The organism is Nocardia sp. NPDC060259 (assembly GCF_042728775.1).
In the GTDB taxonomy this organism is placed as follows: domain Bacteria; phylum Actinomycetota; class Actinomycetes; order Mycobacteriales; family Mycobacteriaceae; genus Nocardia.
Window position 1 is genome coordinate 47,488 of sequence record NZ_JBHXAY010000028.1, and the last position, 20,138, is coordinate 67,625.

The 20,138-nt window shown below is 64.2% G+C and carries 8 protein-coding genes and 1 pseudogene; 5 read left to right on the top strand and 4 right to left on the bottom strand.

Going from position 1 to position 20,138, the window contains the following annotated elements; translation table 11 throughout:
- Window positions 1-20: 20 nt before the first annotated feature.
- From ACFWF2_RS13970 to ACFWF2_RS13985, 4 genes and pseudogenes are all read left to right on the top strand, one after another.
- On the top strand, window positions 21-314 hold the full coding sequence (locus ACFWF2_RS13970) for a hypothetical protein (protein ID WP_379307840.1): 294 nt from the start codon (window positions 21-23) through the stop codon (window positions 312-314).
- 785 nt (window positions 315-1,099) lie between these two features.
- Complete coding sequence (locus tag ACFWF2_RS13975) at window positions 1,100-7,453, top strand: PA14 domain-containing protein (protein ID WP_379307841.1); 6,354 nt, start codon at window positions 1,100-1,102, stop codon at window positions 7,451-7,453.
- 73 nt (window positions 7,454-7,526) lie between these two features.
- Window positions 7,527-8,057, top strand: coding sequence for a ferredoxin (locus tag ACFWF2_RS13980; protein WP_379307842.1), 531 nt, complete (start codon window positions 7,527-7,529; stop codon window positions 8,055-8,057).
- 289 nt (window positions 8,058-8,346) lie between these two features.
- A pseudogene (locus ACFWF2_RS13985) lies at window positions 8,347-8,773 on the top strand (integrase core domain-containing protein); the annotation flags it as partial.
- Here ACFWF2_RS13985 and mobF read toward each other — a convergent pair.
- The 3 genes from mobF to ssb all read right to left on the bottom strand — a co-directional run bounded on the left by mobF (window position 8,762) and on the right by ssb (window position 17,630).
- Window positions 8,762-14,689 carry a MobF family relaxase gene (gene mobF, locus ACFWF2_RS13990; protein WP_379307843.1) on the bottom strand — a complete coding sequence of 1,976 codons (5,928 nt, stop codon included), beginning with the start codon at window positions 14,687-14,689 and terminating at the stop codon, window positions 8,762-8,764. The pseudogene ACFWF2_RS13985 and the gene mobF sit on opposite strands and share 12 nt — an antisense overlap.
- Before the next feature lie 453 nt (window positions 14,690-15,142).
- Window positions 15,143-16,672: a hypothetical protein gene (locus ACFWF2_RS13995; protein WP_379307844.1), complete on the bottom strand. Its 1,530-nt coding sequence runs from the start codon at window positions 16,670-16,672 to the stop codon at window positions 15,143-15,145.
- A 376-nt stretch (window positions 16,673-17,048) separates the two neighbouring features.
- Window positions 17,049-17,630, bottom strand: coding sequence for a single-stranded DNA-binding protein (gene ssb / locus ACFWF2_RS14000; RefSeq protein WP_379307845.1), 582 nt, complete (start codon window positions 17,628-17,630; stop codon window positions 17,049-17,051).
- 362 nt (window positions 17,631-17,992) lie between these two features.
- On the opposite strand from ssb, the gene ACFWF2_RS14005 reads away from it, so the two are divergent.
- Window positions 17,993-18,511 (top strand): hypothetical protein, encoded by a 519-nt coding sequence (locus ACFWF2_RS14005; protein WP_379307846.1) that lies wholly within the window; start codon window positions 17,993-17,995, stop codon window positions 18,509-18,511.
- A 76-nt stretch (window positions 18,512-18,587) separates the two neighbouring features.
- Here ACFWF2_RS14005 and ACFWF2_RS14010 read toward each other — a convergent pair whose 3' ends face one another.
- Window positions 18,588-19,697 carry a DUF4192 domain-containing protein gene (locus tag ACFWF2_RS14010; protein WP_379307847.1) on the bottom strand — a complete coding sequence of 370 codons (1,110 nt, stop codon included), beginning with the start codon at window positions 19,695-19,697 and terminating at the stop codon, window positions 18,588-18,590.
- Window positions 19,698-20,138 lie beyond the last annotated feature (441 nt).

Here is a 20,138-nt window from a genome sequence, read left to right on the forward strand (position 1 = left end):
TTCTGATGAGGAGAAATTCTGTGAACAAGTTTCGTGCGGTCGGTGCTGCCGTCGTGGTGGCATCGGGCCTGATGCTGGGTATGGCCGGCACCGCCTCGGCCGGCACCGGTTCGAGTGGGGACCTGGTCGACCTGGTCACCCTGCTGGGTACCGGCAGTGGCGGGTCCGGGTCCTCGTTCGGTATCACCGTCGGTGATGGCGACGACGCCGACACCGTCGCCGATACCCCGGTCAGCACCGGAAGTGCCGGTCTTGGTAGCGGCAGCGCCCCGATGTGCACCACGGACCCGACCAACCCCAGCTGCCCGAAGTAGATCACCGAAATCGGTGCTCCGGCACGTCTCGCGTGCACCCCTCGAGGTGAGGACGTTCGGACGGTCGTAGCGCCGCCGCCGGTCGCCTGTGCGGCCGCGGTTGTTGGATGGGTCCGCTGCGTCGCCGGTATATGGCGACATTTATGCAGCGGTGGTGTGTGTCGTCTATCTGACTGGATGTCATGCAGTTCGAGACGTTGGTGAGTGTGGAGTCTTCAGCGGCAATGTGAGGTCTGCTGATGGATGGGAATGGACTGAGTCAGCGGAGTGCTCGACCAATGATTCGGTCGAGGGTGTGGGTCTTCTTCGGCCGGAGAAGACCTGGATGTGGAGCCTGCGCGGTGTGCGGGCAGCTGCTGACAGGGCGGTGTGACGAGCTTGCGCAGCTTCAGGTCCCAGCTCGACGGAGGTCGTCGCCGGTCGCTGGCGAGTGTGTAGGTGACGCCCGGGTTGCGCGGGGCCGAATGGCCGCCCGTGCGATCCGGGCATACCCAATTTTGTATCGCTCTGCCAGGCCGTGCGAGCAATCCAACCCATATTCCTGTCCGCCTGATGCTCGGGTTCGTTGTTTTGAAGTGCCCCGACTGTGGGGCTTTCGTGTGTGGAGAGTGATGAGGGTTCGTCATCGGGACACCGCGCTAGCGCGCTGGTTACCGTTCTTATGGATATTCCGAAGCGCCGTGGCGTGGTCGGTCATATTGGTCCTACTGTTCGTCGCGGCAGTGACCCAAGTGGCAGTGTCACCGCGAGCGGAGGCTGCGCCGAAGGGCAAAGACCCGCGGACGATGCCGCTGATGCTGTCGAAAGCGAAGTCGAAAACACCAGACAAACAGCCGCCGTCGCCGGAGGCGGATTTCACGCCTCTGCTGGCAGGCGGCGGTAAGCCGTCACCGAAGAGTTCCTTCGACCCGAAGACATCGAAAGAGACCGGGCGGAGCGAGAACTCGATCGAGTTCACCAACGCGAACGGCACGAAAACCCTGGTCCTATCGAAAGATCCGTTGGGTGTGCCCGACGGCAAGGGCGGCTGGGCCCCGGTCGACACTCGCCTGGTCGACAAGAAGGACTCCAAGCGAGTCGGGGCCGCGAGGACCGAGGTCGCGGTGGAGTTGGCCGAGTTCGCTGACGATCCCGCGTTGTTCAAGGTCAACCAGGGTGGAGTCCCGGTCACCTTGAAGCTCGACGGCGCCGGCAAAGCCGGTCGTAAGGTCGACGGCTCGAAGGCCACCTATCCCAACGCCTTGCCGAATACCGACGTCACCTATGAGATGACGGCGGACTCGGTGAAGGAATCGATCGTCCTCAAGAACAAGTCGGCGGTCGGCGAGGGCCGATGGGTGTTCACCCTCGACGCCGGTGACCTGATTCCGAAGGTCGAAGGCAAAGTTGTCAAGATCACCGACAAGTCCGGCAAGGTCGTCGCGGCGCTGCCGCCGATCGAGGTCTGGGACTCGGCGGGAAATCTCACCGATCCCAAGGTCAAGGACAAAGACCGCAAGGGCCCGGCTATCACCGGTGGCTCCTATGAGATCAAGCGTGCTGGCGATGACTGGCAGTTGACGGTGTCGGTGGACAAGAAGTGGCTTAACGACAAGGCCCGCAAGTTCCCCATCGTGGTCGACCCGACCTACACGTGGGACTTCGGCCAGCAGTCCGAAGCGAGAACCTACAACCAAGGCGGCTTGCCGTGCAGCTTCAGCTGCGGCATCCGCACCGGCAACAACCGTAACTTCCTCGGCCAGAACGCGTTCTGGCGCTCCGCGGTCCGTTACGACCTGACTCCGCTGGCGGGTAAGACTGTCACGTCTGCGCGGATGGATCTGAAGCTGGCCTCGACCGCGGCTGAGCAGAAGCCGGCCTCGGAAGTGAAACTGTTCCAGGCCAACAGCCCGCTCGGCTTCGGCGCGATCGGGACTCAATTGGCCGCCGCCAGCATCGGTGAGAACGGATCACTGGCCTCCTCGGCTTTGGTGACCGCTGTCGGTGACCGTGTGAACGCGACGGACAAGAATCTTTGGGTGATGCTCGGCGGTACCGAGACCAACACCTACTCTTACAAGCAGCTGCAGGCCGCGTTGGTTGTCGACTACACCGACGAGGGCGGGACGACGCCTCCGCCGGCCGGGCCGCAGGTCAATCCTGTCGGTCCTGCCGAGGATGCAGTGGTCTCGACTGACATGCCGACTCTTGAAGTCAGTGCGGGTCCGTCGGGCACCAAGTATTGCTTCAAGATCTCGAGCGGTTTCGACGGCCGCTCCGGCAGCGTCGTCGACTCCGGATGCCTTTCCACCCCGAAGTGGACGGTCCCGAAAGACGTGCTCCACGACGGTGCCCGATACACCTGGACGGTAGGGACGGTCGCGTCGGGCTCCCCGACTCCGTCGCCGCAGAATTGGGTGCGACACTTCAAGCTGGACAAGCGCATCGGCAACCCTGGCCCGGCACCGACCGACGAGTTCGGCCCGGTGAAGGTGAACCTGTTCAACGGCAACGTGATGACCTCCGCTGCTGGCCCGGTCTTCGAGGCACTTGGTGGGTCAGCAGGTGTGACTTTCGCTTACAACTCCCGTTCGGGCGGCGACTCCCACGGTGTCCGCGCCTCGTACTTCAACGACGCTGACCACAACGGTGCCGCTGACGCGACGCCGGTCATGGTGCGCAGTGAAGCGCAGGTGAATCTGGACTGGGGCAATGTTTGGTCGAACGTGTCGGAGAATCTTCCGTGGAAGGAAGATCCGATGCCGGCCGCGTTGGACAAGCAGTGGTTCGTGATTCGGTGGGAAGGCTACTTCCAGGCACCGGTGACCGGTGACTACAGTTTCGCCGGCAGCCACGCCGACGGCGCCAAGATCTGGGTCAACGACACCCTCGCCTACGACAGAGCAACCAAATCAGCTGTCGACTCGACATTCTCGAATGCGACCGCCAAGCAGGCGACCGATGTGTCGCTGAGCGCGGGCGAGCGGGTCCCGTTGAAGGTCGAGCTGTATCACAACAGCACCGAGAAGCCTCAGATGGTGCTGTGGGCGAAATCGACCACGGGAGCGGCTTCGTCTCGGTCGATCAACTGGAACCCGCGGATCGTCACCACCGAATGGCTTTTTGCCCAGGATCCTTCCCCGCTGCCGAACGGATGGACCCTCGGTCTGATGGGAAGCAAGTACGTCTATGCCGACGTCTTGGACGGTTCGGTTGTGCTGACTGATCTATCGGGAGGCAAGCACGGCTGGACCAAAATCTCCCAAGGCGGCTATGCCGCACCTGCGGGTGAGGACGGTGTCTTGGCCATCGATCCCGGTGGTCGTGTCTCGCACACCGTCGATGGTGTGGTGTCGGTGTTCAACGTCGACGGAACGTTGGCTGCTGTATCCAAGGTCGACGACAGCAAGAAGCCCGCGTCGTTGCAGTACCTGTACGCCGGTTCGCCGGCCCGGTTGACCCAGATCAAGGACCCAGTGTCTGGTCGGGCACATACGCTGCACTACAACACCGACAACAGCAACAACTGCTATGGCGGAGCATCAGGGCCTACCGGTTCGCATCATGCTCCGGCCCAGAAACTGTGCCGCATCGAATATTGGGACGGCACTGAAACCCGCCTGTGGTACATGGTCGGGGCACTGGCTCGGATCGAAAACCCGGGCTCGGAGATCCAGGACTACAGCTACCTGAACCTGGAAGCTGCGAAGCTGACCTACGACCAGGCCGGTAGCGACACCGAGAAGAAGCTTCAGGCGATCAATAGCGTCGGGTCGTTGAACGAGATCCGCGACAGACTGGCGGTCGACTTGCGGGCGATCGGTGCGATCGTGCCCGGCTACGAACGTACCACCATCGAGTACGACGCATTCTACGACGACACATCGGGCACGCGGCCTCCACATTCGCGGGCTATCAGCGTGACCGGACCAACTCATCATGGTCGAGACATGGCCTCTCGCCCAGCGCACTTCTACCGCTACGAGATTGCGAACAAGAAGGGTGTTGTCGATGTCGCTGGTCTCGACACGTACGGCGATCACACAGTTACCTGGGATGACGCCGGTCGACAACTGACCTCGACCAACGCAGTCGGCGACACCATGCGGTCAGAGTGGAACGCGAAAGATAAGCTGACCGCCGCTATCGACACCGCCGGCCGCCGAAGCACAGTGGTCTACGACCACGCTGACCGGCCCACCGATCAGTTCGGCCCGGCACCGGCGTCCTGCTTCAGCGGATCAGTTCCGACGGCACAGTGTGCTAACTCGATGCCGCACAGGAAGCTCGTCTACGACGGTAATATCGCCGGACTCGAGGCTGCCTATTACGACAACCCGTACCTAGTCGGCGTACCCAAAGAATGGGCAACCGGAGTAGGCGTCGCCGACGGAAGACTGTCCAAAGATTGGGGTGCGGCGCCTCCAGTGGCGAACAGCGGCGGTTGGTCTGCTCGCTTCACCGGTGAGATCGAATTGGCACAAGCTGGTGACTACAAATTGGGCTTCACCGCGGTCGACGGGGTGCGGTTGTGGGTCGACGAGTTCCTGATCGTCGACAGTTGGACCGATAAGCCTGCCACCGCGACGTCGGGTACTTACACCAACCAGGTCGCCGGAAGCCGACACAAGGTGCGGGTGGACTACTACAACCGCTCTGGCGGCACAGGCGGGCTCGACTTCACCTGGTCTCCCCCCGGCTCCACCGGAACAGTGACGGTTCCAGGTGCATCTCTGGCTCCACGATACGGTCTGGTAACAGATAAGATCACCTACAACACATCGGGAGGGGAAACTGAACGTGCCCCGAGCCAACGAGTCTCGACTGGATATTCTGACCCCGCGAACGGGATCGACCCAGTGTTCGGACTTTCGACTATCAGAACCGGTGATCCCGGCGGCCTGAATCTGACCAGCCGGACGCAGTACGAGAAGCCAGGCGAGGGATTCCTCCGCCAGATTTCCGCATCGCTACCTGCTGGCGACATCAGCAACACCGATACCCGTGGTGAATCCGAGTACTACGGAGACGCCGAAACCCGTACGAACCCTTGCGATTCCAACTCTCCGGCGATCCATCAAGGCGGCAGAGTCAAGACCGTTCGATCGGTCAAGGCGTCGAATGGCACACCGAATACTGTCGAAACGGTGTACACGGCCGCGGGTCGGGTGGCTGCCTCACGTATGAACAATGAGCCGTGGTCGTGCGTCACCTACGATGCCCGCGGTCGAGAGCTCACCCGGACATACCCTGCGATGGGAGGTCAACCGGCTCGCACCGTTACTCACAACTATGCAGTCAGCGGTGACCCGCGAAAGCAGTCTGTCTCAGACAACAGTGGTTCAACGACTACTGTAATAAACCTGCACCGACAGGTCGTGTCGTACGTCGACGCCAACGGCGTCACAACCGCATTCGGGTACGACCTAGCAGGTCGGAAGACTACCGAGACCACCACGATCGACGGCGTCAGCTCTGCAATGAAGTACCTGTGGAACGATGCCTCTCGATTGACGCGGGTCGAACTTGATGGCAAGACAGTGGCTACGCCCGCCTACCAAGCCGGAGAGCTCGCTAGTGCCGCATACGGAAACGGATCCAGCCTTGCGGTCGGACGTAGCGAAGCCGGCTCGCTGGTCGCCTTGACATGGAAAGTACCCGGGTCCGAAGTCACCAGTTCAGTCATCAGATCCCGAGATCAGCGAATTCTCGACGAAAAGATCACCGACACTGCCAATCCCGAGAACGTCTACAACTTCAACTATGCCTACGACGGTATGGGACGGCTGGTCGCGGCGAACGTGCCTTTCCACCAGCTGACCTATGGTTACGCTGCCGATAATGGGTGCGGTCCCAACAAGGCGGCGGGTCTCAACACCAACCGCACCTCCTCCACGGACAGCTTTAACGGAGCTCCGGCGACCGTTACGAACTACTGCTACGACGCCGCCGATAGGCTGCTGTCCACCAACGGTGCAACCGGACTGTCATTCACTTACGACAATTACGGCAACACAATCACGGTCGGCACGGATACGCTTGGATACGACTCAACCCTCCGACACGTGACCACATCAACTGCTGCCGGACGCACTGTGACCTACACCCGCGACATCCACGACCGCATTGCGGTCCGGACGGTCAAGGATGGCAGCAATCCCGCCCAAGTCACCCGTTACGGATTCACGTCCAGTGGAGGTGGGCCCGAGTTCATCCTTGACAGTGCAGGAAAGCTGCGCCAACGAGTGGTGAAACTCCCTGGCGGTGTACTGCTGACCAAGAACTATTCCGACACCAGGGCCAACTGGGCGTATCCCAATATGCACGGCGACGTCATGGTCACCGCCGACGCCGCGGGAGCGCGTACTGGGGCGATCCGCCTCTACGATCCGTATGGCCAGAATATCGACGCGACCACTGGCGCTTACGGTGATATACCAATTCCGGCTACTGCCGAAGGCGGGATGGACTTCGGCTGGCTGGGGCAACACACAGTCCCCGTCGAGCACGTTGCCAGCCAGCAGGCTCTGGAAATGGGTGCGCGAACATACTTGCCTGTCCTTGGTAGGTTCCTGCAAGTCGATCCAGTCCCGGGCGGTTCAGCCAACAGCTATGACTACGTCAATGGCGACCCGGTAAACACGCTGGATCTCAGCGGAAAATGCCCCATGTGCCTAGCAATTCCGCTCGCTGCTGGTCTCGCTGGTGCGGGGCTGCTGTACGGCTACGGGATGTACCTGTACGAAAATCCGGTTGACGTTCCGGATCTGCCGTCGGTCGACGTCTTCGGAAGTGATGACTCGCCGCCGGCGCCGGCGAAGGATCCAGCTCCTTCGACTACTGCGCCCGAAGCGGGTGCTTCTGCCGCAGGGGCGGCCGGAGCTGGTGCAGCTGCCGCCGAAAACGCTCGGACCAACAAAGAGCTAACTTGGGCGTTGGAAGGGCGTTCTGCGGGTGATCGGCCGGCGAGTGCGGAGCAACTGAAGGCCCTGCAGGGCACGAGGACGGCCGAAGAGCTGCGTTCAATTATGTCCAGGGCAGAAGCGGAATCGGTCAGGGATACGTATGCTGCAGCTGCGGCTGCAGGTAGGGGTGCCGACATGGCGGCTCCTCGGGCGGCTCTCGCGCAGGAAATTATCGATGCATGGGATGCGAAGTGATGGTTAGTTCATTCTGGAGGGTGCTGTGAGCGGGTACTGGGATCCGATGCCGACTATACGGAGATCGTCAACCATGGTGAATTTAGGATTTGATGATGGACGGTTATTGGGGCCGCACGATGCGTATCTCAAAGGGGAATGGGCAGACCGTGATTGGCGTAATGTTCCCGGTCCGATGTATGGCACCATTACGGCCGCTTGTTTGGCGGGGCGTCCGATTGCACCGGATCATATCCTTAATCTAGATGGCGACGTGACGGAAGTGATATTTCGTCAACCCGCTAATGAAATCGAGGTTCAGCGCGTGCTGTCTGGTGCGTGGACTGACCCCTTCTCGAGCTATGCATCGGACGGGGACGATCATTGGACGATGGAGCTGATCAGGGAATGGTGGTCGAGGCGATATGAGGTGATTGAATGGATTGATAATCCAGCGCCGTGGCTGGTTGCCGAAGATGCGTTCGGTCGCGACAATGCCAAAGGTATGCAAGATTATCGAGAATATATTCATTCCGGTCTCGAATCGTATTTGCGAAACTACGCTTTTTGGCTCGAGAGCGGCAGGTCGGCTCTACCTGGAGAAAGTCTGCCCGAACTAGATTGACAGGACGTCAGTCGCATATCGGATGACGCTGGGCGCGGTCGTGTGAGCTTCGAGAAGGGAGTCAACCTCACCTGCCGCGCCCCCGTGTCACGCGCGTATTGCGGTTCGAGCAAAGAGGGGGCCTGATGGTAGGCCCGAATCCGGTCGATCGGGGTAAATCCGGCTCGAGAATTCATGTGTGGTCCGGCCACGCGGGTATCCCGATCTCGGTCGGTATCTCCGCGGCGAACACACCCCGAGGCCGAGGCGTTGCGGACGTTGGCGCAGGCGATCCCGCCTGTCCGGTCCCGCCGCGGTCGATGGTCACTCTCGTCCGGCATACACCGAAGCCTTCGTGATGAAAAGGCTGTCACCGCTATTGGATTCATAGACCGCGCGCGAGCGTTCTTAGCAGCTCACGGCATCGTGTTCCTCGAACAGATCGTCACTGATAACGGGTCCTGCTATCGGGCCGGCGACTTCACCGCGTCGCTGGCAGGCTCGCGTCATCAGCCTTACACCCCACGTCACAACGGGAAAGTGGAGCGCTACAACAGGACCCTGGCCGAGGAGTTCCTCACGCCCGTGAATGGACTTCCGAACGGAAGCGGGCTCAGGCCCTCGGCATCTGGAATGTCCATTACAACTATCATCGACCACGTTCCGCTGTCGGGGACCGACCACCAGCAAGTTGCCTCCGTGTCGGCGTCACCAACGTCATGGCCTCATACACCTAGAGCCCCCAGATCCGGTCGATGGTCCGGCCTGTGGAGCTCCGCCCCGGATTGTTCGTCGATGCCGAATTCATTGTTGGTGGCATCGTGTTGGCGCCGTGCGCGCTCCTCGAGACGTCGTTGTGGGTCGGTTAGAGTCTCGCGCCTGGTGTGTTCAGCCCGGTGGCTGGTGAGCTCGGATTCGAGGGTCTGGCTGAGCATCTCGACGGTAGCTTCGCGGGTGATCGCTTCCTCGGCGACAGCGCGGGCTTGTTTCTCGGCACGGCCCTGATCGTCGTCGGCGGCGGTGCGCTCGGCCCGGGCCGCCAGCTCGTTGGCGTGCCGGTTCGCCGCGCGGGCAGTGGTGCGGGCGTTGTCGTGTGCTTCGCTGTGGTCACGTTGGTCGCCGACCAGGGTGTTGATGCGGGCCTGCAGCGCTGTTCGTTGTCGGCGCCGTATGACCGGCAGCGCGTCGAGTTCTTCGCGTGCGGTCTCGAGTCGGCTTTCGGTGGCGTGGAGTCGACGGATCGCGGTGTCGAGTTCCTGGGCACGAAGCAGTGCAATGTTGCGGGCGTCCTGAGCAGCGAGCTGGTGTTGAGCCACTAACGGATCGGGCTCGATCTCGACCGGTGACCGCCGGATTGGGGCGAAGAACTCCGTCTCGGTGGCGATGTTGCTCAGGCGCAGGGCCAGGCTGTCGATGGCGTCGGTGAGTTCGTGGTCGGACAGGCGTTGGATCGGGTCGAGCACGGGCAGTGGCTGTTCGGTGAGGGGATGGTCGTGCAGCCATTGTTGGAGGGCGGCGCGTCCAGTGTGGTCGAGTGCGCGCCAGTCTCGGCGCAGCATGGCCAGGGCCGCGGTCGGTGGGTGGGTGGCGCTGATGTGAGCGCAGCGCGCGGCGATGTGCTGTGCGGGGTCGTGGTCGGGGATTGCCGGACGGTTGTCGTCGCGGCAGTCGTGGCACAGTCCGTCGTCGGAACGACGGGGCGGCACCGGTTCGGCGGCGATGTGGGGGCGTTCGATCCCGCAGTCCACGCAGCTGAGTCCGTGCGCGTCGCGGGCTGCGTCGCGGTCGTAGTCGAACCTGCGACTGGTGACGATTGTGGTCGGGCGTGGCTGCAGGGCTTCCTCGCGCAGGCGCTCGAGTTCGAGTTCGTTGCTCTCCTGGACGTACTGGTCGGTGACATCGGCACCCGCAGCGTGGATCGGATCGAACTCGGAGGCCCGCACGGTGGGGTCGATCCGTTCACGGTGATCACGCGCGGCAGGAGTCCTTGTGGGTGTGGGGGATCGCCTGTCAGGTTGGTAGGTGTGGGGGTCGGAATCCGGCGTGCAGGCCTCGATGAGGTGGCGGTGGTGAGGGAATTGCTCTGCTGCCCAGCGGAGTCGGGCGCGGGCGACGGGGAAGCTGTACCGGTAGAGGGTCTCCGAGATCGCGGTGAGCATCGCTCGTTCGTCGTCTGACAGCTCGCTGCTGAACCTGCGAAACGTCGAGACAGCGTCAGCGACTCGCCCTGCGGCGAAGAGTCTGGCGATGTTCTCCACGCTTGTGCCGACGTCGCCGTCCCCGGTGCGAGTAGCGGCCTGGGCGTGGTGAGCATCGCCTGTGCCTGTCGTCGGGGGCTCTGCTGCGACGGAGACGATTGAGGGCTCGTCGTGATCGTGGTCGGGTGCATCCGGTTCAGGTGAAGCGGGAGCTGTGGTCGCAGGAGATGGTTGCGGTGCCGGGGTGTGGTGATGATGCAGTGCATCGATGCGCCAGGCGAGCGCGGCAGCGAGTTGGTCGGCGCGCAGTGGCGGCGCGTCGTCGGGTTGCGCGCCTTGCAGCAGTTCGTAGGCGGTGATGAGCAGATCGCGCGGAGTCCAAGTGCCGCTGGCGCGTTCGATGGCGGCGACGACACGAGGCCACGCAGGTTCGGCGGTGACCTGCTCGGTCATCTCGGCACCTAGGACGGCTTGCAGGTCGGGCAGCCAGTCGGGCTGGAGCAGGTCGGTGCCGGTGATGTCGAGGGCTGATGGTTCCAGTTCCAGGCGCGCCCACAAGGCGGCGGCGGGCATCTCATCCGGTAGCGGGTGCTGTGCGGCGGCGTCGGTGAGCAGGGTGGTGATGTCGAGTCCGGCGCGGTCGGCGAGGTCGATCTTGTCGGCCACGACCGGCCAGTACGCGTCAGTGCTGATGCGGGTATCGATGCCGCCGACGACTTGCGCCCACCGATTCCGTGGCAGCGCCGGGTCACCGTAGGCGTCGACGACTTGTTGGTTGAGGCGTTTTTGGTGGTGGCGTTCGAGGTCGGTGTAGCGGGCCGGTCCGGTTGGTCGGAGATCGGTGTCGGGGATATGGAGTCCGGCTCGCCACACTGCGAGCTCGCCGAGCAGCCCCGGGTCGGTGCCTAGCAGCGGTCGCGCCCACGTGGGTGCGGTGGCCGATGTCCACCGGCGTGCGGTGTGGCGGATTTGTTGTGCGAGGTCGGCGACGATGCGTTCGCGTGCCCGAACGGGTGCGGTGAGCGCTTGGTCGGCGACCCGGTTGGGGAGCCCGGGTGTCTGGGCCAGCGGTCCGGCACCGGCGGAGTGGGCGCCGGTGGGGTCCAGTCTCCAGTCCAGGACCGCGGCCGGATCGACAGCGGTGTCGAGCTCGCGCGCATCGGCGGCGGCACGAAGCGCGGCGACAGGATCGGCGCCGGAGAGAGCGATAAGGGCCAGGTGCTGACGCAGGACGGGGTAGGCGGGGCTGTCGGTAAGGTCCGGGTGAATCGTGTCGGCGACACGATCGAGTGCGTCGAGGCCCTCGGCGCCGAGAGCGTGTTCGGCGGCCAGGCCGAGGGTGTCGAGGTAGATATCGACCGCGAGCCCGATCCGCAGGACCGGGTCGAGGGCGTCACGAAGTTCGGTGTGTGCCGACTTCTGCGCCCCATCACGGGCCAGGACGCGCTGCAGTATCTCGACCGCGGTGCGCGGGTAGAGGGCGGGTTCGGTGTAGATGGAGCCTTCAGCGCCGTCGAGTGCGGTGATCACATAGGCGTGGTTGGCGTGGATTCCGCGGGTCATCGCGACGTAGAACTGCTGTCGGGATTCGTGCCCGGACAACGCGACATGGCAGGTATCAGCGGTGATTCCCTGCGCGGAATCGATCGTCGTGGCGTAGCCGAGATGCACATGCGCACGCACATACTCGACCGGCAGGTGCACTGAACGCTCGCTGACGACGCCGCTGTGACGGTGCGTGACGGTCAGCGAACCGTCGTCGTGGACGTCGGTGACGGTCCACGAGTAGCCGTTGCGGACCCAATCGGTGTCGCCGAAACGCAGCGTCGGGTTGTTGCGGCGCGTGCGCACGGTGTCACCGACCGAGGCGCAAAGACGATCCGCCAGAACGACTTCCGTGCCCGGTTGTGTGCCGGTCCGGGTGAGCCGGTCGGCACGAGCGCGTGCGTTGAGCGCGGTCACGACCTCGTGCGTTTGTGCCAGCATGACCGCGTCGCGACCGGCGTCGCGGTCGGCGGCCCACGCTGTGTAGGCGTCGTCGTAGACCGATCCGGCATGCCCGGCATGGATGCGATCGTTGTCCAAGTACCACGCCAACGCGGCCGGGTCGCCCTCGCGTAAGCCGATCGAGGCGGTCGCTTCACCGGTGGAAGCGAACCGAACGACATGGGAGAGCGTCACGGACTGTTCGGGGGATACGGCAGCCATGTCGGCGTCGGCGCCGCCGGCCTCGATCGCCGCCAGCTGCCGGTCGTCGCCGATACAACGGACCGTCGCCCCACGCGTGGACAGGAACTGGAGCAGGCGCAAGCGTTTGAGGTTGCCGAGCTTGACGTGTTCGTCGACGATCACCAGCGTCCGGTCATCGATATCGAGGACCCATTGCGGCAACAACGGCGGCTGATCGCGCTCGCTCTGGGCAGCAATTTCGCCGGGGGAGTGGCGGTGGATGACGTCGAGGAGTTTGTCGACGGTCTCGGCGCGGGTGCCGATCGACTCCCCGAGCACCGCGGCCGCAGCGGCGGTCGGTGCCATGCCGAGGACGGTTCCGCCGCTGGAATGCCATGCGGTGGTGAGAACTTGCATCGCTGTCGTCTTACCGGTTCCCGCCGGTGCGTTCGCGGTATGGACCCGCAGGCCGGAGGTGGCGAAGGAGGAGATGACACCGACCTGGCCGGCATTGAGCGGTCGATCCGGGTTCGCGGTGTTGAACTGGCTGATCGCGTCGACGAGAAGTTCGGGGTCCAGGACGCGGGCGCCGGGTTGCACCGACAGCTCGACCAATGCCGCCTCGACCTCGAGAGTGGCTTCGGTGGTATAGACCTGGGAATTCGGGCGCACGTGGACCGGAGCGCCGTCGCTGCGCTGCAACCAGGTGGGGACTGCGCGTAGGCCGGGTTCTTCGGTAAGGTCGGGGTCGCCGCGCGCGACCGTCGATCGCGGTGACAGTGCGGTGGCGAAGACCTTGTCGGGGATCCAGTCCCAGTCGGCGGGGTTGATCTTGCCGCGGAGTTGGCGTTCGACTTCGGCGCGCAGGTTGAACGGCCGCCATGTCGATCTCCGCTCCGACACCGCGGCCAGCGCACGCTCGGCGGTCGCGGCGATGAACGCCGCATCAGGCTCTGGGCGAGGGACTGGCGGCACCACCACGGTGTGTGCCACGAACCCTTCGACCGTCTCACGCGCACCGAGCAGGGTGGCGGCTTCGGTCGCCCAGGTCTGGCGCTGTTGCTGGTGCGAGCCTGGAAGGTGTTTGGCCGGGCGGGTTTCCAGCGTTGCCTGTTCGGCGAGTCCGTAGACTTCTTTCGGTGTCGGTTCGCGCAGGTGACGCGCTTGGAAGTCGGCGGTGAGTTCGTCGAGGCGGGTGTTGATCGCGGTACTGCGCCTGGACCAGGCGTGGATCAGTTCGTGCGGGACGCCGATGATTTCGCGGATCTGGACCTGGTGGATGTCGCGGTCGGCGCGGGTTTCGAACTGCACACCGAGGGCGAGTTCGAGGTGGTGCTCGAGGCGCGAGTCATAGATCTCCGAGACCGTGACCACCGCTTCGTGGAACAGGCGCGAGTCGATGGTGCGCCACTTCCCGTCCAAGGTCTTCACGCGGTTGGCGATCAGGACATGGGTGTGCAGATCGGGATCGCCTGCACGGCTGTCACGATGGGTGAAACACGCCGCCACCATCCCCTCGACCTCGACATGTCGGACACCGTTGCGGCCCAGCCGGGTGTGTAAGCCGTTGCGCTCCAACCACTTCAATGCATCCTTGAACGCGCGACCGTGGGCGGCCTCGATCCGGCGCGCCATGTCCGGAGGGGCGACTGCCCACAGCACCGAAACGCTCTTCACCGGGGAGAAGGTGAGCTCGATACCGGCCAGTGCGGTTTGGTTCACGCGCGAGTTCTTGGCCACCCACCCCGAGAGTTCCCGCGCGTTCAACGGTGCGCGGTCATGGTCGGTGGTGAACATTTCGGTCGCGATTCGTGTACGGATTCGCGCGCGTTCGTCGTCAGGAATTGCGGTGGTCGGTTCGAGATTCCGTTCCAGATTGTGCGCACGGTAGGCAGCGGAACAACGCTGTCGATACTCCGAACGCAGTGTGTAGGTGGGGAATTTGTTGCCCAGTTTCGTTGCTTTCTCGGCGGCGCGGGTCGCGTCACGGTCGTTCGCGCCGAGGGAGATCTGGTGTTGGTAGACCTGGGCTTTGATCTGTTCGGCGTTGGGGTGCATGCCCTCTCCGAACAGGGACTTCATCTGCGCCTCGGTCACTTCCGAGCCCGCAGTGATACCGAGCGCGGTCAACCCGGTGCCGTGCCAGCGTCCGGGTGCTTCACCGTGGTCAGAGTAATACTGCGACAGCGAGTTACGGCCGCGTGCGGTTCTGTCGTTGGCGGCGGTTTTGCGTAGATAGTATCGGTAGCCGTTTCCCGCGGCGACCCGGTGAACGGTCGCGACCATGCCTCCATCAAGCACCAGCGAATTCCCTTGCGGCAAGGGCTAATTAGTTCACTTGGACAACGATGGGCAACGATGGGCAACTTTCGACAACAGTGTTATGAGATCGAAATCCGGAATGCCAGATGTGTGCTTGTTTTTGGGGCGTTGAGAGGCGAGGGGAGGTGTGTGAAAGGGATGGGATGGATGAGTGAGTGGCGATGCGAGGTACGGCGGAGGGCAGGTGCGGCGGTGAGGATTTGAGGTGTGGATGGATTCGATGCGGTGGGACGGGAGGCGGTGATGCTGGAGGGGCTTGCCGGGTGGCATCGTGCGTCCGGTCGCCGAAGCTGTCGGATGGACAGGCTGCGAGCGCGGGTGTGACGGATACATCGGCGATCTCCTCGAGTCGTCGGGTCAAGCGGCTGGGGCACCAGTGCTTTGGTGCCCCAGCCGAAGACGCGAACGCGGATGGGCTCAGACGGCCACGAGGCGACGCTTACGTGGCGCGGGCACGTACAGGCCTAGGTAGACGCGGCACTGTGTGCAGAACCCGTCGTCGTGCACGGGCACGTACTTGGTGCAGCCCTCGCAGCGGCCGGGTCGCTGCCCGGGCGGCAGGACCTTCTCACGCCGAGGCTTGGATGCTGGTGCTGTGGCCGGGTCGGGCTCGCAGTCGGGGTCGACCGGTTGCGGCGCGCCGGGCAGGTCGGAGTGTTCGGCGAGGAACTCATCGATCACCTGGGTCAGCCACTGCGGGGCCCGGCGACGCACCTCTGCCAGGACCCCGCAGACCGAGGCTCTGTAGTGCTCGGCGAAGTAGGAGCAGTACGCCCTGGCGAGATCAGCGCCGGTGAACCCGGCCGCGAGCGCGGGCAGCCCGGTGCGGTCATCGTGGCGGCAGTGGTCGCACAACCCGTCGTCGCTGCGCAGCACTCCGTTACGGACGTGAACGGGCCGTTGGTCGGAGGCAGCGCGTTCGACGAAGCATGACACGCACCGCCACCCGGTGACCGGGTGCATCGCGGTTCGGAAGTCGTCGAGTCCGTTGCCCTGGAACAGATATGCCTCGCGCCGGTCGGCCCGCGACCACAGTCCGGTGCGGTCGGCGGCCCAGACATGGGAGACCTCGGGCGATTTCACCGTTTCACCCTCGACCGCGCGCTCGTGGTTGTGCTGGTCGGCGACGTGGACGCAGTACTGGTGATCCCAGATCGCGGTCGACAACTCCGCCGGCAGCGGCGGACGATCGCCGCGGTAGCGCGGTGTCCAACCCTGGGGCGCGGAGGCGGTGAGGATGAGTCCGCGGTCGGCCAGTTCCGCCCATCGTTGGCGCAGGCGGGTTTGTTCGGCGACCTCGGTGTCGACGAACAAACTCTCACGCACGTAGGTGGCGACTTCCGGTGGTTCGATCTCGGCCGGTCGCCGCTTGCCGCGGGTGACGACTCGGGCCCGGACCCGATCGGGGGTGAGTCGGGAGGCGTCGATGCGCTTGGTCGGGGCCACGTGCAGGCGCGGCGGCGGGTTGCGCCACGTCCTGATCGATGCGCGGGGCATTTCCGCGGCGAGGAGCTGCACTTGCAGCTTGGCCTGCTCGGCGTCGACGGTGGTGCCGTTGCGGCGTGCGCGGGTCACCAGAATCTGGGTGAGGTCGTGTTCGCTGTGGGAGTGCAGGCCGGGGTCGGTGTCGGGCACCAGTGCCAGCATCCGTTCGCGCTCGAGTTCGTCGGCGTGCTCCCAGAGGGCGTCGAGGCGACGCAGCGCGGCTTCGCGTGGGTGCAGGGTGAACTGCTCGACCATGAAGTCGAGCAACCACCAGTCGGCCTCGGTCGCCAACGAGAGGGCGGCGGGGAACGTCTTCTTCACGGCTTGGCGGTCGCGGTCGAGCATCAACTCGACCTCGAGGATCGCATCGAGGAACGCTCGTGTCCTCGACACCTGCACGGCCGTGGGTTCGGCGGTGGCGGGCTGATCGAGGTCGGGGGAGACGGAAGCGATGACGGACACAGCAGTACTCCTGACTGAGAAGACCGAGATGACGGCGGCACCCGGGAGCGCTGGAACTGCCACGCTTCTCACACAACGAGGGTGCCGGGCTGGGGTGGGTCCAGCCGAGGGCTACCGACCAGGACAGTGGGCGACACGGCGGCGGGAACGCGCCACTGCGTGCGGGGGCGAATTTCCCACGCTCGACCACGAGACCGGTGGCTGTGGCTGGAACCGGGCGTGGGGGATTCGTTTCCGCCGGGCGCGGGCCCGTGGCCGTGGCGCACGCTGGCCTGGTAGCCCTCGAGCGGCTGGGCCCACCCCAGACCGTCACCCGGACCCACAACGACCGACCACATAGAGACCGGTCACGTCAAGTGAGCCCGGGTGGACACAGTCAGAAGTCAGGCTCACCGCCGAACACCCCGGCACCTACCCCGGAGAAGACCGGTGCCGTCCACGGTCCGCCCTCACCGGAATCGTCGGTGTTCGAACCGGTTGCCGGTGTAGACCACGGATCGTCGGACACTGCGGGAGTATCGGGGGCCGATGAACTAGAGTTCGGTGCCTGCTGGTGTACGAATCTGTTGTCGTCGCCGGTGTTTGTCCGATTACCGGTGGTTCGGGTGACTAAGGCCCGCGCTCGCCACAAGCTCGGGCCGATCTCGTCGACCTCGACCTCGATCACCGTGCGTCGCTCGCCGTCACGAGTCTGGAAGCTGCGCTGCTTGAGTCTGCCGAAAAGCAGAACCCGCGAGCCCTTCGACAACGTCGCCGCCGCGTTCTCCGCGGGCTCTCGCCACACGTTGCAGCGCAGGAATAACGCTTCACCGTCGCGCCACTGACCGAGCTTGCGGTCGAAGTAGCGCGGTGTCGAGGCGACGGTGAAGTGCGCCACCGCTTCACCGGCCGAGGTGTATTTGAGCTCGACGTCGGAGCAGAGATTTCCGACCAAAGGGATGCTCGTCTCGCCTGCCATAACAGTCCTTTCGAATCGTGGAGGGGTGGAACAGAAGTCCTCGAACGCGGTCAGCCCCGACAGCGCTCAAGGATCGGGGCTGAGGCCGTGAATGATCGGGCCGGTGGCCCAGCCGACGGCGTCGGCATGGACGCAGTCGACGGTGGGTTGGCAGTCGGTAAGGTTCGCCGTCACCGTGCGATCGGGGCGGAGATGACGGGTTACATCGGACCTGGCACCTGTCGACGGCGGCATGGTGACTGGTCGCCGTGTGCACAGCTGAGTCATGCGTCTGAAGTGGAGGTTTCGGCAGCGATGGCGGGATCTGGACTTCGGCCGGCGTTCGACTTCCAGCGTCGGTGCGGCGCCGCGACAATGGGACGGTGCTGCCGGATGACGACTACACGAGCCTGGTACCCAACCCGCCGACACGGTTCGGGGTGGGCGAGCTACGCGATGCCTATGTGGATGTGGTCACCGACGAACGCAACCCGCGGTGGATGGCCGAGGAACGCCGCGCCTACTTCGACGGGCTGTGCGGGTTGTTCGACCTTGATCTGCCGACCTCACGCCAGACCGTTCACCGGGGTCCGACACAGTATGTGCACGGCCTGCTGTTCGATGCCGCGGAGTCGTTGCGACGCACCGGAACCCCGTGGGACGGCTACCTCGTGGCAGGAGCATTGCTCAAAGAGCTCGACGAACTCGGAATCGGTGAAGCGCATCGAGAGATCGTGTCCGAGCTAAGCGCGACCGTAGACGCCTCGCGGGCCAAACACCGCGCATTGCTGGACCTGCTGAGCGGACTCCTCGGCGATCGTGCGGAACTGGTGTTCACCCTGGACGATCTCGAGGCGGCCGGGATCGAGCGCGCTGTCCCAATCCACCACTTGCCCGACTGAATAACTCTGTCGTACATCGCGGCGTGCCGCAGTCGACTCGATCAGGTCGACCACCGATGTTGCGGGCAATGCGATGTCAGTCGGCTGGAGGGAGATCGATGCCGTGGTCTGTCGCGACCTGGCGCCCTGCTTCGGCGATCCTACGAATCCTGCCGGGGCGCAGACCTTCACTGAGGGCAGCGTCGAGCAGGACCGCCATCGGGTGCGACGGTTCGGCCTGCAAGGCTGCCTCGATACAGATCCCGGCGTACACGCCGTCGCCGCGGTAGTAGGCGTCGTAGCCGCACAGCATCGCGGCCTCGGCCCGATCCGGGCCGCTACTCGCTCGTGCCACCTGATGCCAGAGCATCTGGGCCGCGGGCCCGAGCTGGGTGCCGACCAGCCCGAACATGATGTCGCGGATCGTTCTGTCGCGCAGTACTGCCATCATGGTGGCCAGATCCTCTGGAGCGCAGCCGGTCTCGCTGTGGTTGGCGATCAGCGCGAGAACTGATTTGGTAGCGGCTCGCTGGTGAGTGTTACCGTGCTCGTCGATGGCCGCGGCAGTCAGACCGTCCCGGTAGCGCGCGATCGCGGGGCCGATGTGCGGCTCGACCTCGGCCACCAGGATCGGGTCCGGGGTGAGTAGTTCGACGAGTTCGTCGCGCGAGCCTCGAATCTGAACGCCGTCGAGGACCTGGGCCAACGCGATCGGCGACGCGCATGGATCCTCTACGGTTCCAGAGCCGTCGGCCTCGAGCAGTCCGCGATATTCCGCTCCTGCGGTGATCACCGGGACCAGCCAGGCGTGGGCCAGCCCAACGGCCAGCCCACGTAGGTGTTTCACAGCGCGACCTGCGGTCGCGGCAGCTTGGGGTCGATCATCGACGACCACTGCCATCGTCGCGATCGCATCCTCTCGCAGGCACATCGAATCGAGCAGGCTCAACATCTGTTGGGCCGAGGCTGGTTCGATGACCACATCGAGGTCGAATCGGACCACCGATTGAATCTCTCGCCGGTCAGCAGATTCGTCGATGGTGTGCAGCAGGGCAATGATCACCGAACGGGCAGGGACGAACCCGAGCATGGCGGGCAGCGCTGCGATCAATGTCCCGGCGCTATTTACCTTCCTACTCGGGACGGCATCGGTGCCGCGCGCGGCCTCGGCTCCGGTTGATTGCGAGTATTCCTTGTCAGCATCCACGGAACTGCACTCCTTCGGAGTCGACTAGGGACAGGCCATTGGACGTGGCCCAAACGTGTCGCCGTCGGACCGACAGCGACACACACGAGTGGTGTCTGCGTCGTGCAGAGCGCACGGCTAGGCGAAAGTGAGTGGTCGAGATCTGCTGCAGCGGCTGGCGTCTCGGCACACGGGTGACTGGGCGACCGGTGCCTCGCGCTCGACGGCTGGCGGATTGATGTCGATGTCCTCGTAGTTGAGGTCACCGACGTAACGAGTTCGACGGACACGAACGCGTGGCCGAACTGCTGGAGGAACCGCAGGTAACGGCTGGCACCGGCGTCGCTGTAGCACCACGAGGCCGGCCAGGATGTCGGTACGACTGTGCCAAGCGGTGCGGGGCGAGCCTTCGGGTTCTCGGACGGCGCCGAAAAACTCGGCGCGCCCGGCATGTGTCATCGG

Excerpts from the sequence above, each read along its gene's own strand:
- ACFWF2_RS13980 (WP_379307842.1), top strand. The coding sequence starts at position 7,527 with ATGGTGAATTTAGGATTTGATGATGGACGGTTATTGGGGCCGCACGAT.
- ssb (WP_379307845.1), bottom strand. The coding sequence starts at position 17,630 with ATGGCAGGCGAGACGAGCATCCCTTTGGTCGGAAATCTCTGCTCCGAC.
- ACFWF2_RS13975 (WP_379307841.1), top strand. The coding sequence starts at position 1,100 with ATGCCGCTGATGCTGTCGAAAGCGAAGTCGAAAACACCAGACAAACAG.
- mobF (WP_379307843.1), bottom strand. The coding sequence starts at position 14,689 with ATGGTCGCGACCGTTCACCGGGTCGCCGCGGGAAACGGCTACCGATAC.